Origin of the sequence: Acidovorax sp. 69 (assembly GCF_002797445.1) — a bacterium.
Taxonomy (GTDB): Bacteria; Pseudomonadota; Gammaproteobacteria; order Burkholderiales; family Burkholderiaceae_C; genus Acidovorax.
Genome location: NZ_PGEP01000001.1, coordinates 2,501,215 through 2,517,781, shown reverse-complemented (window position 1 = coordinate 2,517,781; position 16,567 = coordinate 2,501,215). Strand labels below are relative to the sequence as shown.

Below are 16,567 nucleotides of genomic sequence, written 5' to 3'. Positions count from 1 at the left end.
GTGGGCGGAAATATTCGCTTCAGATCGCATGTTGTGCAAGCCAGACAGGCGCTCTCCGGCATTTTTATCCATCCCCTGCACACCGTGTCGTCTGCCAAATAAAGCTGGCTTTTACCCGCTGCTTGCTCAGAATCTGTGCACGGCTCCTGTTCTTTTCGTTCAGCGCCGCTCACGACCATGATGCAGCACACAGCCCCCTGTGACGACCCGCCCTACCGTGATCGCAAACGGTACGCGTGGCTGCTGTCGCTGGTGGTGCCCTGCACCGTGGGCGCGGGCCCTGCATTGATGTGGTGGACGGGCGAGCCGCTGGCGCTGTGGACGCCGGTGGCCTTTTTCTACATCGTCGCCCCATTGCTGGACTGGCTGCTGGGTGTGGATCAGAGCAACCCGCCCGAATCCGCAGTGCCCGCGCTGGAGCGCGACCGCTACTACCGCCGCATCACCTACCTGCTGGTGCCTGTGCTGTGGGCGGCCTTCATCTTCAGCGCCTGGTTTGTGGCAACCCATCCTTTGCCCTGGCATGGCGTGCTGGCCATGGTGCTGACCACGGGCACAGTGGGTGGCTTCTGCATCAACCTCGGGCATGAACTGGGCCACAAAAACACCGCGCTAGAGCGCTGGCTGGCCAAGCTGGTGCTGGCCCCCACGGCCTATGGGCATTTTTTCATCGAGCACAACCGGGGCCACCACCGCGATGTAGCCACCCCGACCGACCCGGCATCGTCACGCATGGGCGAGTCCATCTACCGCTTTGTGCTGCGTGAAATGCCAGGCGCCTTGCGTCGCGCCTGGGCACTCGAAAAAGACCGGCTTGTACGGCAACACCAGCCGCTGCTGTCCTGGCACAACGAGATCCTGCAGCCCGCGCTGGTCACAGCGCTGCTGTGGGGCGCGCTCGCCCTGTGGCTGGGTGTGTTCATCCTGCCGTTTTTATGGGTGGCGTCGTTCTGGGCCAACTTTCAGCTCACATCGGCCAACTATGTGGAACACTATGGTCTGCTGCGCGCACGCGATGCCAGTGGCCGCTACGAGCCCTGCCGCCCGCAGCACTCGTGGAACAGCAACCACGCGTTCTCCAACTGGGCGCTGTTCCATCTGCAACGGCATTCGGACCACCACGCCCACCCGCTGCGCCGTTACCAGTCACTGCGGCATTTTGAGCAAGCCCCCCAGTTGCCCATCGGCTACTTCGGCATGTTCACCCTGGCCTACGTGCCGCCTCTGTGGCGCCGCGTGATGGACCCGCGCCTGCTGGCGATGGTGGGCCGCGATGCCAGCCACATCAACATCGACCCGTGCCAACGCGCGCAGGTGGTGGGGCGCTATGGCCTGCGAGATGTCGCGCCGCCAGTGGCGTGACCGGATGACAACCGCAACCGCAAAGCACAGCACACCGGCCCGGGCCCTGCGAATGCTTCATTTTTTATAGCTGCCAGTGCTTTAAGGATATGCGCTAGCGGCCGTTTTTATTCATAACCACACGCTGGTGCTGACCGCAGGGTCGGTGGGATAATCAGCGCTTTCCGGTGACAGCCCTGCTGGCGACCGCTCACCCCACGAGTGCTCCCGCGGCCACCCCCAACCTCTCCGTTTTCTAGTTTGCCCGTGGAACCCACCCTGAGCCCCTGGCGCATGTCCGTCGCCCCGATGATGGACTGGACCGACCGCCACTGCCGTTACTTTCATCGGCTGCTGACCCGCCAGACCCTGCTTTACACCGAGATGGTGAACGCGGGCGCCATCATCCATGGCGGCACCGAACGGCACCTGCGCTTCAACGCCGAAGAGCACCCCGTGGCCCTGCAACTGGGCGGCAACGAGCCCGACAAGCTGGCCGAGGCCGCACGCCTGGGCGCGCAATGGGGCTACGGTGAGATCAACCTCAACTGCGGCTGCCCCAGCGACCGCGTGCAGCGCGGCGCGTTTGGTGCCAGCCTGATGAAATCGCCCCAGCTGGTGGCCGACTGTGTGAAGGCCATGAAGGACGTGGTGGATGTGCCCGTCACCGTCAAGCACCGCATCGGCATCGACAAAATCGAGGACTATGGCTTTGTGCGCGACTTCATCGGCACCGTGGCCGATGCCGGGTGCACCGTGTTCATCGTGCATGCGCGCAACGCCTGGCTGCAGGGCCTGAGTCCCAAGGAAAACCGCGACATCCCACCGCTGCGGTATGGGGTGGTCCACCAGCTCAAGGCCGAGTTTCCGCATTTCACCATCGCCATCAATGGCGGCATCACCGCCGATGCGGTGGTGCAAGAGCAACTGGAGCACCTCGATGGCGTGATGATTGGTCGTGAGGCGTACCACAACCCATGGTGGCTGGCCCGCTGGGACCCTCTCTACTACGGCGGCACCCCCTGCCCTCTGACGCGCGAGGAAGTTGAGCTGGCGATGGTCGAATACATGGAGCGCGAAGCGGCCCTGTACGGCACGCCCTGGGCCCACATCGCCCGCCACATGCTGGGCCTGCGCCACAGCCTGCCCGGCGCCCGCATCTGGCGCCAGGTGTGGAGCAACCATTTGCTCAAGGACCGACCCGCGCGGGAGGTGCATGCATTGGCGATGCAGTCGTATGCGAGCGCTGCGCTGGAGCCAACGCCAGAGGCCCCCATGCAGGCCGCTGCGGCTACGTGACCCGCGCCAGCCACCCGGCCAGCGGCTCCGGCCGCCCAAACAGGTAGCCCTGCAGGCAATCGCACCGGCTGTCCACCAGAAAATCCGCTTGGGCGCGGGTCTCAACCCCCTCTGCCACCACACGCAGGTTCAGGTGGCGGGCCACAGAGATGATGGACTGCACGATGGCCGTGTCGTTGGGGTCGTCCGGGGTATCGTCCACAAAACTCTTGTCGATCTTGAGTTCAAAAAGCGGCAGCCGCTTGAGGTAGGCCAGGCTCGAATAGCCGGTGCCAAAGTCGTCGATGGAAAACCGCACGCCCAGTTGCACGATTTCGGTCATGCGGGCGATGGTGTCTTCCAGGTTCTCGATGAGCAGGCTTTCCGTCACTTCCAGGATCAGGTGGGCCGGGTTGGCGCCGGTGTGGGCCAGCATGTGGCGCACGCGCTCCACAAAATCATCCTGGCGGAACTGCCGTTGGCTCACATTGACCGAGAGCGACAGCTCGCGCCCCGATGCCTGCAGGTGCGCGAGGGTTTCGCAGGCCTGCTGGATCATCCAGTCGCCCATGCGCAAGATGAGGCCCGAGGCTTCAGCGACAGGAATGAAGCGGCTGGGTGGCACATTGCCCCGCGTGGGGTGGTTCCAGCGCATCAGCAGCTCGCCCCCAACCACGTTGCCTGCGGCATCCACCTGGTTTTGCACAAACGCGGCCAGTTCGCCCTGGGCATGGGCTTTCTTCAAGTCCTGTTCCAACGCCAGGCGCTCCTGCACGTCGGCCTGCATGGCCGCCTCGTAAAAGCGGATGCGGTTGCGGCCCAGGTCCTTGGCGCGGTACATGGCGGTGTCGGCTTCGCGCAGCAGGTCTTCCACCCCCTCGCCGCGCTTGGGGAACAGCGTGATGCCAATACTGCCCGTGGTGCTGTAGAGGTGCGTGTCGATGGTGTAGGGCGCTTCCAGCACCACGCGGATCTCTTCGGCCACCAACAGCGCCGCCCGTCCGCCCGACTCCATGTCGGATGCCACGTTGTGTACCAGCACCACAAACTCATCGCCACCCAGGCGCGCCACGGTGTCGCCGGCGCGCAGTTGCTGGGTGAGACGCTGAGCCACCTGCACGATCAAAGCATCGCCCAGTGAGTGCCCCCGCGCATCGTTGATCTGTTTGAAGTTGTCGAGGTCTATGTAGAGCACCGCCCCCACCTGCGCAGCCTTCTGGGCGTTGTGCAATGCATGCTCCATGCGGTCGAGCAGCATGCGCCGATTGGGCAGGCCGGTGAGTGCATCGAAATACGCCAACTGGTGCGTGCGTGCCTCGGCCAGCTTGCGTTCTGTGACGTCGCGAGACAGCGCGATGAACCGGGGCTCATCGCCAGGCGCGGCGCTTTCTTTGCGGGCGATCGACAGCTCAAACCAGTGCGTGATGCCATCCAGCTCCAGGCGGTATTGGTGGCCTGTCGAGTATCCCGTGCGGTGCGCGGCCTCCAGCGCCTCAAGGCAGCCTGCGGCGGCTTCGGCGGGGACCACATCGCTCATCAAGCGGCCCAGAAACATCTCCGGGGGAATGGCCAGCATGTCTGATCGGGCCGAGCGGTAGTGGTGAATACAACCGTCCAGCCCCAATTCGAAGAGCAGATCGGGAATGGCGTTGAGCGTGCTCTCCAGGTCGTCACGCGTGGCACGCAATTCGGCCGTCATGTCGCGTGCCAGGCCCAAGGCCCGCTCGCGCCCAGTGGCCAGCAACCACGTGAACCATGCCAGGATGAGGCTCAGCACCGTGCCCATCAGGGCGACCGGATGATGGCCTTCGTTCTTGAAGCGCAGTGCAAAGGCAGGCTGAGGGGTCATCTGCAGCGTCCAGCGGCGCCCGCCGATCTCCAGCTCGCGGGTAGTCTGAAGACCGCCACCGGGCACCGGGGCGGCCTGTGCGGCGTCGCTGAAGAGCAATGCATCGGCCGCCCGGGTTCCGCTTGTGCTGTCCAGAATCTGCAGACCGATGTCGGTATCGAACTCTCGCGACATCCCGCCGATCACGTCCGCCATGCGAAACGGAGCGGACACCCATCCCGCGATCCCCTTGCGTCGGCCTTCCATGGTCTGGGTGTTTGCGGCTGCGTCGTAGATCGGCAGGTACATCACAAGCCCCGAGTTACCGGTTTGCATGAGCGTCAACCGACCGGACAGCGCCAGCTCACCCGTGTCGCTGGCGCGGTCCAATGCCTCCTTGGCAACCGGGATGGTCAGCACGTCAAACCCCAACGCCTTGAGGTTGCTGTCATCCAGCGGTTCGATATGGGTGATGGGCGCATAGACCTCACGCTCCCCGGGAGGACGCACGGTGTATTGGGCAAAACCGCGCTGGCGCATGTCATTGGTATGTGCCGTCAGCGCGGTACCAGGCAGTCGCAGGATGAGCGTCACGCCTTGCAGGCCGGGCCGCGTCTCGCGCAGCTGCAAGGCACCCACGTAGGCCTGAAACTCCTCCCGGTCAATGCGCTCGGACCCTTCGAAATACCCTTTGACACCACGCAGAACCACTTCGTACGTGGCCATCCGGTCCTTGAGGTTGTAGGCAATCTGGCCGGCGGCCGCCTCAAAATTCTGCTCGCGCCGGTTCCGCGTGCTGTTCTCTTCGCTTTGCCAGTAGAGAAAGGTCAAACCCAGTGTGAGCAGCGCAATCAACGGGGGGAGCACCACCGGCAACCAGCGGTGGCTGGTTGCCCTTTTGACCGCCACAAGGCGTGATGCCGCCTGCGCATTGGCTGCGGATGGGGCATTGCCGTCATGGGGATGTGGTGTCATTGCGTCCTGAAAGGTGTTTGCGCAGTCCAAAGACATGCGTTGCGGCGATTGCCAAGACTGCACCATTATGAGCATCTGTCCCGCACTGCAAAGGGGCATTTGCGCGCACACTCCGCACCGAAACACGGAGCGCATGCCTGAACCTTCCTTCGCGCGGGATATGCTCCCGCCACCTGCACACACAATCCACACAACGCTCCGCCACCCACCTTCCGCAACCCACCAAAGACCCGGTATGGCATCGCTTGACTTCGACCTGGAAGCATCCCAATTTCGCGCCCTGTATGAGCAGCAGGCAGTGACCCTCGACGCCGCCTGTATGGCCATCACGGGCATGGTTGCCACCGCCGTGACTCAGGCGGGCGGCGTAGATATCGCCAAGGTCGAGGGCCGCGTGAAGGATGCCGAGGAATGCATCCGCAAATTTGTCCGCAAGTACCGCCCTGCACTGGAAGAGAGCAACACACCCTACGACATCCGAAGCTATATCACCGACCTCATCGGGGTACGGGTGGTATGCCTGTACGAGGACGAGCTGGAGAAAATTGCCCAGATCGTGCGCGCCCATTTCGCGGTGATCGATGTCACCGACAAGGTGACTGCAGTGGAGAGCACCGAAGCATCGTTCGGCTACAAGGGCTTGCACTTGGATCTCCGGCTCGGCACCGCCGAGCGCGAACTGCCAGAGCATGCGGCGTATGCCCAATGGCCCTTTGAGCTGCAGGTGCGCACCATCATCCAGGACTCGTGGAGCGTGCTGGATCACAAGATCAAATACAAAAAATCGATTCCCGGTCAGCTCAAGCGGCGCATCAATGTGCTGTCCGCCCTGTTTGAACTGGCCGACCGGGAGTTCCGCCAGATTCGGGATGCCACGGAGGCCGAGTTGCTGCAGGCCCCCGACGAAACCGAAGAACCCGCCTTGGGGGCTACCGCAGATGCGCAATCACCCAACAAGACGCAGGGGAGCAGCAGCGAACTCAATGCATTCACTTTCCTGAAGATCGCCACGCATTTTTTCAAGGATTTCGAGTTCGAGCCCTCCAAGGTCGATGGTTTTGTGGATGACATCCAGGGCTGGTCCCCCGCATGACACGCGCGCGCTTCAACGCGCTGATGCGCGAAACCGTGGGCGTTGTCAAACGCTACAAGCAGCATTTCGAAGAGCAGAACCCCCAGGGCAGCTTCAACCCATATACCGTGATCCGCCACTGCCTTTACCTCAACAACAAGACCGTGTTCCGTCCGGCACTGCGCAACTCGGCCCGCGAATCCTTTGAGGCGTGGCTGCTCGAAAATGCCGAGCCCAAGTCCCAATAGCTTGCAGCAAAACCCGCAGCCAGCGCTTCATTGAAAAGCACCTGTTGCTATCAATTTAGCGAACACCAGCTCGGCATATTTGATGAATGTCGCCGCCGAATGCGCCCGAAAACCTGTCGCATAGGCGACTTGGCATTGGTGGTTTTACTCCATGCGCTTGTTACCAAGTGCTGCTATATTGCACTGCAACAAAACGGAGTTTCGCCCCATGCTGTATCACATCTACGAAACCCAACGCTCCTTGATGGAGCCCTTCACGGACTTTGCGCAGGCGGCTTCCAAGTTGTTCAGCAATCCGGTGTCGCCACTGAGCCAGACCTCTGCGGCACAACGCATGGCCGCTGGCTACGATCTGCTCTACCGCTTGGGCAAGGACTACGAAAAGCCGACGTTTGATATTCATACCGTGGACGTTGATGGTGTGGGCGTGGCGATCCACGAGCGCATCGAAGTCAACAAACCGTTTTGCGAGCTGCGCCGCTTCAAGCGGTTTTCGGACGACCCCGCCACGCTGACCAAGCTCAAAACCCAGCCCGTGGTGCTGATCGTGGCGCCGCTGTCAGGGCACTACTCCACCTTGCTGCGTGACACCGTGCGCACCATGCTCAAGGACCACAAGGTCTACATCACCGACTGGAAAAATGCACGTCTGGTGCCTCTGTCCGAAGGTGAGTTTCACCTGGATGACTACGTCAATTACGTGCAGGAGTTCATCCGCCACCTGCAAGGCGAATATGGCAACTGCCATGTGATCAGCGTTTGCCAACCCACCGTGCCTGTGCTGGCTGCTGTGTCGCTGATGGCCAGCCGTGGCGAGAAAACCCCGCTGACCATGACCATGATGGGCGGGCCTATTGATGCCCGCAAGTCCCCCACATCAGTGAACAACCTGGCCACCAACCGCAGCTTCGAGTGGTTCGAGAACAACGTGATCTACCGGGTGCCGGAGAAGTTTCCGGGCGCTGGTCGCCGCGTGTACCCCGGCTTTCTCCAGTACACAGGGTTTGTGGCCATGAACCCAGACCGCCACGCGACAAGCCACTACGACTACTTCAAGGACCTGATCAAGGGCGACGACGCCAGCGTCGAGGCCCACCGCAAGTTCTATGACGAGTACAACGCGGTGCTGGACATGGATGCAGACTACTACCTGGAAACCATCCGGACCGTGTTTCAGGACTACAAATTGGTGCATGGCACCTGGGATGTGCGTTCGCCCGCAGGCAAGATCGAGCGCGTGCGCCCGCAAGACATCACCACCACCGCGCTATTCACCGTGGAAGGCGAGCTGGACGACATCTCAGGCTCCGGTCAAACCGAAGCCGCTCATGACCTGTGCAGCGGCATTGTGCGCAAGGAACAGCGCCACCTGGAGGCCAAGGGAGCCGGCCACTACGGCATCTTCAGCGGCCGCCGCTGGCGCGATCTGGTGTATCCCAAGGTGCGCCAATTCATCCTTGAGCACGAAGTGCCACAGAAAAAGAGCGCCGAGCCTGCAGTAACGACCACGGTCGCAACGGTGGTCGAAACGGCTGCAGCCCCCGTGCGGGCCAAGGCCCCTGCGGCCAAACCCGTGGTGAAGGTGGCAAAAGTAGCCACCAAAGCCCCGACAGCCGTCAAAGTGCCTGCAACTCCCGTCCGGGCCACCGCAAAAAAGACCACAGCAGCCCCTGCAGTGGCAACGCGTTGGGTCAAGCCTGAGGCAGCAACGCAAGCGGCCACGGGTGCCGCAGAGCCTGTCAAGGCCGATCTTGGCACGGCCAAAGCTGCTGCTGTGACGGCAGCACCGGCTGGCCCTCGCAGCCGCACCAGCAGCAAGGCACGCAAGGCTTGATTCGCTCCCAAGAAGCCAGCACGCCACGGACTGCATCGACAGATCTCGCAGCGCGGATTGATGCGGTGTTGCCTCAGACGCAGTGCACGCGCTGCGGTTATCCTGACTGCGCTACCTATGCGCAAGCCATTGCGGATGGGCTGGCGGCCATCAACCAGTGCCCGCCAGGTGGCACAGAGGGCATTGCGCGTGTGGCCGCCATCACCGGCCACACGCCTGTGCCCCTGAGTGAAGAGCACGGTATCGAAGGGCCACGGGCTGTCGCGTTCATTGACGAGGCCTGGTGCATCGGTTGCACGCTGTGTATCAAGGCCTGCCCCACGGATGCCATCGTGGGCTCCAACAAGATGATGCACACAATTATCGAGCCCTATTGCACGGGTTGCGAGCTGTGTATCCCGGTATGCCCTGTGGACTGCATCCAACTGGACAACGTCACCGGGGCGGCTACGGGCTGGGCGGCATGGTCACCCCCACTTGCCCAGCAGGCCCGTGACCGATATCTCCAACACCTTCAGCGTATTCCGCTGGAAGTGGACACGGATGACACGGTGGCAAACGAAGCTGACAACGCAAATGCGCCTGCGGCCATCGTGGCGGCGGAGAGTGCCGATGCGCGCAAAGCGGCCATTGCCGCTGCCATGGAACGCGCAAGACAACGCAGAAACCACGGCCAAATCTGATGCGGACGGCAGAGCACCGCCCGTCGCAGTCACTCATCGCGGCCCGACTACGACACCGGCTTCGCTGTCCTCAGCGCTAACCTGACGCGAACTACCGCGCGGCCAGGGACTTGTAAACCCCGCAGCCCACATACAGATCTCCCACCCGGCTCACGTACGACATCTTGGTCTGGACCGCCCCCGTCGAAGGGTTGTTGATGTCGTATTCCACCCAACCCGGCGCGTGATCTGCCTGCGTAACGATGTCACTCACCAGCCGGTCGCCCGCGATACCGGGAATGTCCTGCACGCGCGTTCCGACTTTGGCCTGATTGCCACCAAACGCCCGATAGGTCCCGGAGGTGTCGAGCACGAACACATACATATCCCGGTCGTAGTAGGGCTGGCTCTTGTCCGTCACGCTGCGCAGGAACTGCTCTTTCGAGGTGGTCTTGTGCAAGGCAACGGCCTTCTGGACCATTGTCACGGCCTCATCGGCCGTACCCTGTTGCAAACGAAACGCCGAAACGGCCTGCGACAAGGTCGATGCCCGGTGTTCCAAGGCCTCGGCCTGGTGAACGGCATGGCCCACCATCTGCGCGTTGTGCTGGGTGATCTGGTCGAGCTGCTGCACGGCCGAACTTACCTCGCTCAGGCCAGTGCTTTGTTCGGCGCTGGAGCCGGATATTTCGGTCATGCTGGCCGCTACGCTGCGGATACCACCCGCCATGTTGGCAATGCCCTCACCCGCTGAACGGATAAGGCCGGCACTGGCCTCGACCTGATTGACGGACGCACCAATCAACTCACGGATCTCGCGCGCCGCGTCGCCTGAACGCTTGGCCAAGGTGCGCACCTCGCCCGCCACCACCGCAAAGCCACGGCCTTGTTCGCCAGCCCGTGCGGCTTCAACGGCAGCATTCAGGGCCAGGATGTTGGTCTGGAAAGCGATGCTGTCGATGACGCCAATGATTTCGGTCATGCGCCGCGCTCCCTGCTGAATCGCCTCAACCGATTGCACGGCGCGCGTCATGGCCTCGGCCCCGGCATCTGCAGCCTTGCGGACCTCTGCAGCACGCGCATCGGCGCTGCGGGCGGTCTGGGCGTTGTTCTGGACAGCAGACGACAACTGTTCCACACTGGCGGCCGTCTGCTCCAGGTTGGCGGCTTGCTGTTCTGTACGTTCTGCCAGCGAGCGGTTGCCCTGCGCCAGGCTCTGCCCTGCGTGTGCCACCAGGGCGGCATTGCTGCGAATGTCGGCAACCATCGACGACAAAGTGAGCACCATCCGGTCCAATGACTGCGCCATCGCACCAATCTCATCTTGGCCATGGGTGGTCACATGCGCGCTCAGATCACCATTGGTGGTCTGCTTCATGGCGTGCGCCAGGCCGGCGAGATCGGACGATAGGCTGAGGTACAACGCCAACAGCGCATACAGCAGGACCAGAACACCCATCACCACAACCCACCCGGGCGCTCCCGCAACAGCCGCCAACAACACAGCCGCCATCAGCAGGCCCAGCGTGAGCAATTTACCCGGCAGGTGCCATCTGCGCATCCACCAGAGTCCTGGGCGCAGTGGTAAAAATCCTGGCATCTTTTGTCTCCCTTGTCTTTTTTTCAGCATCGCGGATGCTATGTCTGCGCTCTTACGCTGGGTTGACAGGCCCATCCCAAGCCATTTTGTGTGCCTCTTCGGCACTGCGGCCCACTCGGATAGTGGTATGAGCGCGGGGCTTCTTCACCAGTGCCATTCGCCCATAATGTCGCTCCATGAACCCCCTGCTTTCCCACCTCCAGCCCTACCCGTTCGAGCGGCTGCGACAGCTCTTTGCGGGGGTGACACCCCCTGCGGCCTACAGCCCCATCAGCCTGGGCATGGGCGAACCGCGCCATCCTACGCCCCCATTCATCAAAGATGCACTTTGTAACAATCTTGGCGGCTTGTCCAGTTACCCCGCCACGGCGGGCGAACCCAAGCTGCGCGAAGCGTTCACCCTCTGGCTGCAACAGCGCTACGCATTGGCGCTAGACCCAGGCACCCAGGTACTGCCAGTGAACGGCTCGCGCGAAGCGCTGTTCTCGTTTGCCCAGACGGTCATCGACCCATCCCGGGGACAAGCGCTGGTGGTGTGCCCCAACCCGTTCTATCAAATCTATGAAGGCGCCGCGCTGCTGGCGGGTGCCCAGCCCTACTACGCCCCCAGTGATCCTGCCCGGAACTTCGCGGTGAACTGGGACACGGTGCCAGACAGTGTGTGGGAGCGCACGCAACTGCTGTTTGTGTGCTCCCCTGGAAACCCCACCGGCGCTGTCATGCCGATGAGCGAATGGCAGAAGCTTTTTGCGCTGAGCGACCGCTTTGGTTTTGTGATCGCCTCGGACGAGTGCTACAGCGAGATCTACTTCCGCGACGAGCCCCCGCTGGGCGGCCTGCAGGCTGCGGCCCAGCTGGGCCGCAGCGACTACAAGAACCTGATGGCCTTTACCAGCCTGTCAAAGCGCAGCAATGTGCCCGGCATGCGCAGCGGCTTTGTGGCCGGCGATGCGGCGCTGATCAAGGCATTTTTGCTGTACCGAACCTACCACGGCAGCGCCATGAGCCCCGTCATCCAGGCCGCCAGCATTGCCGCCTGGGGCGACGAACAGCATGTGGTGGAAAACCGCGCACGCTACCGCAAGAAGTTCGCCCAGGTCACGCCGCTGCTGGCAGGTGTCATGGAAGTCTCCTTGCCGGATGCTGGTTTTTACCTGTGGGCCAAGGTCCCCGAAGCGCTGGGCATGGATGATGCCGAGTTCGCGCGGGCGCTCCTGGCTCAATACAATGTCACCGTGCTCCCCGGCAGCTACCTGGCCCGCGAGGCCCAGGGCAGCAACCCCGGCGCCCAGCGCGTGCGCATGGCCCTGGTGGCCGAAACCGAAGAATGCGTGGAAGCCGCACTGCGCATCGTGCAATTCATCCAATCCCGTACTGCCTGATAGACAGACATAGAGACTGACAACAACATGACCCAACAACTGCAAACCCTCATCGACAACGCCTGGGACAACCGCACCAGCCTCTCGCCCGCAGCCGCCCCCAAGGAAATACAGGACGCTGTCGAGCACGTGATCGCCGAGTTGAACAACGGCAAGCTGCGCGTTGCCACCCGCGAAGGTGTGGGTCAGTGGACGGTGCACCAGTGGATCAAGAAGGCCGTGCTGCTGTCGTTCCGCCTGAAGGACAATGAAGTCGTCAAGGCTGGCGACCTGGGCTTCTACGACAAGGTGCAGACCAAGTTTGCGCACCTGTCCGAAGAAGAAATGAAGGCCACCGGCGTTCGCGTCGTGCCTCCTGCCGTGGCCCGCCGTGGCAGCTTCATCGCCAAGGGCGCGATTCTGATGCCGTCTTACGTGAACATCGGCGCCTATGTGGGCGAGGGCACCATGGTCGATACCTGGGCCACCGTGGGCTCCTGCGCCCAGATCGGCGCCAACGTCCACCTGTCGGGTGGCGTGGGCATCGGCGGCGTGCTGGAACCGCTGCAGGCAGGCCCCACCATCATTGAAGACAACTGCTTCATCGGCGCCCGCTCCGAAGTGGTCGAAGGCGTGGTCGTCGAAGAAAACTCGGTGCTTGGCATGGGCGTGTACCTGGGCCAGAGCACCCCGATCTTCAACCGCGCCACAGGTGAAATCAGCTACGGCCGCGTGCCTTCGGGTTCGGTGGTGGTCAGCGGCAACCTGCCCAAGACCGCGGCCAATGGCGCGCCTTACAGCATGTATGCCGCCATCATCGTCAAGCAGGTAGATGCACAGACGCGCTCCAAGACCAGCATCAACGATCTGCTGCGCGACTGATTGACGCGATAACCGGGGCAGGCACCACCGCCTGTCCCACCGACAGATACCGAGAACAAGAGGGAAACACCATGAGTACGATGGAACGAATTCTTCGCCTGATGGCGGAGAAAAAGGCCTCCGACGTCTATCTGTCGGCCAACGCCCCGGCGCTGATCAAGATCAACGGCGAATGCGTGCCGATCAACAACCAGATCCTGCCGCCCGACGCTCCCCGCAATCTGTTGTCCGAAGTGGTGCCCCCAGACCGCATCGAAGAGCTGGAAGAAACCGGCGAACTCAACATGGGTGTGCCACTGAGCGGCGTAGGCCGCTTCCGTGTCAGCGCCATGCGCCAACGTGGCAGCTATGCGGTGGTGATCCGCTTTATCTCGCAGCAGATTCCGGAGTTCAACTCCCTGGGTTTGCCACCGGTACTGCGCGACCTGATCATGGAAAAGCGTGGGCTCATCCTGGTGGTTGGTGCCACGGGCTCAGGCAAAAGCACCACGCTGGCATCGATGATCGATACCCGCAATGAAGCCCTCACGGGCCACATTCTCACCATTGAAGACCCGGTTGAGTACCAGTTCAAGAACAAGAAATCCATCGTCAACCAGCGCGAGATCGGCAGCGATACACAGTCGCTGCAAACGGCCCTGAAGAACGCGCTGCGCCAGGCCCCTGACGTGATTCTGATCGGCGAAATCCGCGACCGCGAGACCATGTCTGCCGCTATTGCGTATGCCCAGTCGGGCCACCTGTGCCTGGCCACGCTGCACGGCAACAATAGCTACCACGCGCTCAACCGCGTTCTGTCGTTCTACCCCGTCGAAGTGCGCCCCACCATGCTGGGTGACCTGGCCTCCGCACTCAAGGCCGTTGTATCGCAACGGCTGGTTCGCAAATCCGATGGTGGTCGCGTGCCAGCGGTCGAAGTCATGCTCAACTCCAAGCTGGTGTCCGAGCTGGTCGAAAAAGGCGACTTCGGTGGCGTGAAAGAAGCCATGGAAAAATCCATGGCCGAAGGCTCTCAGACCTTCGAAGAGGCGCTGGCCCACCTGATCATGGAATCCAAGATCGACCGCAAGGAAGGCCTGGCCTACGCCGATTCGCCCACCAACCTCATGTGGCGTCTGCAAAACGACTTCTCCCTGGCAGCCAATGCGGCCAAGGCGCAGAAGGAAGCCCGTGATGCGCCCGACGATCAGCCTTCGTTCACCGAGATCGTGCTCGACGTCAAGCCCGCCGCTTGACCTTTTCTCCCCTTTATTCAGACCCGATGTCCCGCACCCTGCACCTGGCCGAACAGCTCATCTCCCTTCCCTCCATCACGCCCGAGGATGCGGGCTGCCTCGATCTGCTGGCCAGTCGACTGGCACCCTTGGGTTTTGTGTGCGAGCGACTGGACAGCGGCCCCGCGGACTTCCGCGTCAGCAATTTGTGGGCAAAACGGCCTGTAGCGCAGGCATCACATGCACAAGCAGCTATCAAAACAGTAGTGTTTGCTGGCCATACCGATGTGGTGCCTACCGGACCGTTGGCGCAATGGAGCAGCGATCCGTTCGTGCCCACCCACAGGGACGGCAAGCTCTACGGCCGTGGCGCAAGCGACATGAAGACCTCGATTGCCGCCTTTGTGGTGGCAGTAGAAGAATTTCTTGCGGCCACGCCCGAGCCGCTGGTTCAGTTGGCTTTTCTTTTGACCAGTGATGAAGAAGGCCCTTCGGTGGATGGCACCAAGGTCGTGATCGAGCAGCTCAAAGCGCGTGGCGAGCAACTCGACTACTGCATCGTGGGCGAGCCCACTTCTGTCGAAAAAACGGGCGACATGATCAAGAACGGCCGGCGCGGCACGCTCAGCGGCAAGCTCACCGTGCGCGGCATCCAGGGCCACATCGCCTACCCGCAGCTGGCACGCAACCCCATTCACCAGGCCCTGCCGGCGCTGGCTGAGCTGGCGACCACGCTGTGGGACAACGGCAATGCCTTCTTCCCGCCCACCAGCTGGCAAATCAGCAACGTGCACGGAGGCACCGGCGCCACCAATGTGATCCCTGGCGAGGTGGTGATTGACTTCAACTTCCGCTTCTCCACGGAATCAACCGCCGAAGGACTGCAGCAGCGTGTTCACGCGCTACTGGACCGTCACGGTCTGGAGTACGACCTGCGCTGGACGCTGGGGGGGCAACCCTTCCTGACCACCCCTGGCGAGCTGGTCAGCGCGGTACAGCAGGCCATCAACGCCGAAACCGGGCTGACCACCGAACTCTCCACCACTGGCGGAACCAGCGATGGCCGCTTCATCGCCCAGGTGTGCCCGCAGGTGATCGAACTGGGCCCCCCCAATGCCAGCATCCACAAGATCGACGAGCATGTGGTGGTGGCGGACATCGAGCCACTCAAAAACATTTACCGCCGCACGCTGGAAAATCTGCAGATGCAGGCCGTCGCGTCGGGCAAGGTGTCGGCATGAGCGCGCAGCAACAGCCCCTCACGCCAACGGGCGACACTGTGCGTGCCCTGGTGGAGTCCGGTGCGCAGTGCCTGACCTCTGCCGGTGTTTCTTTTGGCCATGGCACCACCAACGCGCATGACGAGGCCACCTGGCTTGTCCTGTGGCGTCTGGGTTTGCCGCTGGACAGCGATCTGTCGCAGGCCCCGGACTCAATAGCCAATCAGGCTGTAGCGCCCGCAGATAAAGCGCTGGTTGCTACACTTTTCGAAGAACGAATTCGTACCCGCAAACCTGCCGCATACCTCACACAAGAGGCCTGGCTGCAAGGGGTGCCGTTTTATGTCGATGAGCGAGCCATTGTGCCGCGCAGCTTCATTGCTGAGTTGCTGACCGATGGCGGTGCAGACGAGTACCTGAGCGACCACACGCACCAGGTGCTAGACCTGTGCACGGGCAACGGAAGCCTGGCCGTGCTGGCCGCCATGGCCTGGCCCGAGGTACAGGTGACGGGTGCCGACATCTCTGCAGACGCTCTCGCTGTGGCGCGCATCAACGTGGACAAGCACAGCCTGCAGGATCGCATCCAGTTGCAAATCTCGGATGGCCTCGACGCCCTGCCCGGCCCGTGGGATCTGATCCTGTGCAACCCGCCGTATGTGAATGCGGCCAGCATGGCTGTTTTGCCAGCGGAATACAAAGCCGAGCCCGAGCTTGCGCTGGCGGGCGGCAACGATGGCATGGACTTCGTGCGCCGGTTGTTTGCCGCTGCGCCCACCTGTATGAATGAGGATGCAGTGATCGTGCTGGAGATCGGCAACGAACGCGCCCACTTTGAGGCCGCCTTCCCTCAACTGCCCGTATTCTGGCTCGATACCAGTGCCGGCGAAGACCAGGTTTTACTGGTCACTCGGCAAGCTTTGACCGCCCAATCCCGGCTCACGGCACAATAGAGGGTTTCGCCACAGCCTTTTGCCTCGGCGGCAAAGGCACTGGCTCCAGTTTTTTCCAGCCACCCGCCTCGCGCGGGTGCGCTTTTTTCTGAACTCCGA

11 protein-coding genes and 1 pseudogene are annotated in these 16,567 nt (G+C 62.2%); 10 read left to right on the top strand and 2 right to left on the bottom strand.

All coding sequences use genetic code 11. The annotated features are described in order from the left end of the window. The first annotated feature begins 177 nt into the window (after window positions 1-177). Both CLU85_RS11495 and dusA read left to right on the top strand, forming a co-directional pair. The gene (locus tag CLU85_RS11495) at window positions 178-1,362 is read left to right on the top strand and encodes an alkane 1-monooxygenase (RefSeq protein ID WP_369858196.1); all 1,185 of its coding nucleotides are present in this window, start codon (window positions 178-180) and stop codon (window positions 1,360-1,362) included. Window positions 1,363-1,602: 240 nt separating this feature from the next. Then, complete coding sequence (dusA, locus tag CLU85_RS11490; RefSeq protein WP_100410376.1) at window positions 1,603-2,640, top strand: tRNA dihydrouridine(20/20a) synthase DusA; 1,038 nt, start codon at window positions 1,603-1,605, stop codon at window positions 2,638-2,640. On the opposite strand, the gene CLU85_RS23555 is transcribed toward dusA, so the two are convergent. After that, the gene (locus CLU85_RS23555; RefSeq protein WP_100412495.1) at window positions 2,633-5,422 is read right to left on the bottom strand and encodes an EAL domain-containing protein; all 2,790 of its coding nucleotides are present in this window, start codon (window positions 5,420-5,422) and stop codon (window positions 2,633-2,635) included. The two genes, dusA and CLU85_RS23555, sit on opposite strands and share 8 nt — an antisense overlap. A gap of 235 nt (window positions 5,423-5,657) precedes the next feature. On the opposite strand from CLU85_RS23555, the pseudogene CLU85_RS11480 reads away from it, so the two are divergent. The 3 genes and pseudogenes from CLU85_RS11480 (at window position 5,658) to rsxB (ending at window position 9,259) form a co-directional block, all read left to right on the top strand. Then, window positions 5,658-6,742, top strand: a pseudogene (locus tag CLU85_RS11480) (GTP pyrophosphokinase family protein). 208 nt (window positions 6,743-6,950) lie between these two features. Next, a complete protein-coding gene (gene phaZ, locus CLU85_RS11475) occupies window positions 6,951-8,576 on the top strand; it encodes a polyhydroxyalkanoate depolymerase (protein ID WP_100410375.1) in 1,626 nt (541 codons plus the stop codon). Beyond that, a complete protein-coding gene (rsxB, locus tag CLU85_RS11470; protein ID WP_232727794.1) occupies window positions 8,573-9,259 on the top strand; it encodes an electron transport complex subunit RsxB in 687 nt (228 codons plus the stop codon). The genes phaZ and rsxB overlap by 4 nt, the downstream gene beginning before the upstream one ends. A gap of 91 nt (window positions 9,260-9,350) precedes the next feature. Here rsxB and CLU85_RS11465 read toward each other — a convergent pair whose 3' ends face one another. Continuing rightward, window positions 9,351-10,913 (bottom strand): methyl-accepting chemotaxis protein, encoded by a 1,563-nt coding sequence (locus CLU85_RS11465; RefSeq protein WP_369858193.1) that lies wholly within the window; start codon window positions 10,911-10,913, stop codon window positions 9,351-9,353. Window positions 10,914-11,014: 101 nt separating this feature from the next. Between CLU85_RS11465 and dapC the strand changes: the two genes are divergently transcribed. The 5 genes from dapC to prmB all read left to right on the top strand — a co-directional run bounded on the left by dapC (window position 11,015) and on the right by prmB (window position 16,468). Further along, window positions 11,015-12,220 carry a succinyldiaminopimelate transaminase gene (gene dapC / locus CLU85_RS11460; protein WP_100410373.1) on the top strand — a complete coding sequence of 402 codons (1,206 nt, stop codon included), beginning with the start codon at window positions 11,015-11,017 and terminating at the stop codon, window positions 12,218-12,220. A gap of 27 nt (window positions 12,221-12,247) precedes the next feature. Beyond that, complete coding sequence (gene dapD / locus CLU85_RS11455; protein ID WP_100410372.1) at window positions 12,248-13,081, top strand: 2,3,4,5-tetrahydropyridine-2,6-dicarboxylate N-succinyltransferase; 834 nt, start codon at window positions 12,248-12,250, stop codon at window positions 13,079-13,081. A 71-nt stretch (window positions 13,082-13,152) separates the two neighbouring features. Then, window positions 13,153-14,316 (top strand): PilT/PilU family type 4a pilus ATPase, encoded by a 1,164-nt coding sequence (locus CLU85_RS11450; RefSeq protein WP_100410371.1) that lies wholly within the window; start codon window positions 13,153-13,155, stop codon window positions 14,314-14,316. 26 nt (window positions 14,317-14,342) lie between these two features. Beyond that, on the top strand, window positions 14,343-15,536 hold the full coding sequence (gene dapE / locus CLU85_RS11445) for a succinyl-diaminopimelate desuccinylase (protein WP_100410370.1): 1,194 nt from the start codon (window positions 14,343-14,345) through the stop codon (window positions 15,534-15,536). Beyond that, a complete protein-coding gene (gene prmB / locus CLU85_RS11440; protein ID WP_100410369.1) occupies window positions 15,533-16,468 on the top strand; it encodes a 50S ribosomal protein L3 N(5)-glutamine methyltransferase in 936 nt (311 codons plus the stop codon). The genes dapE and prmB overlap by 4 nt, the downstream gene beginning before the upstream one ends. The last annotated feature ends 99 nt before the right edge of the window (window positions 16,469-16,567 follow it).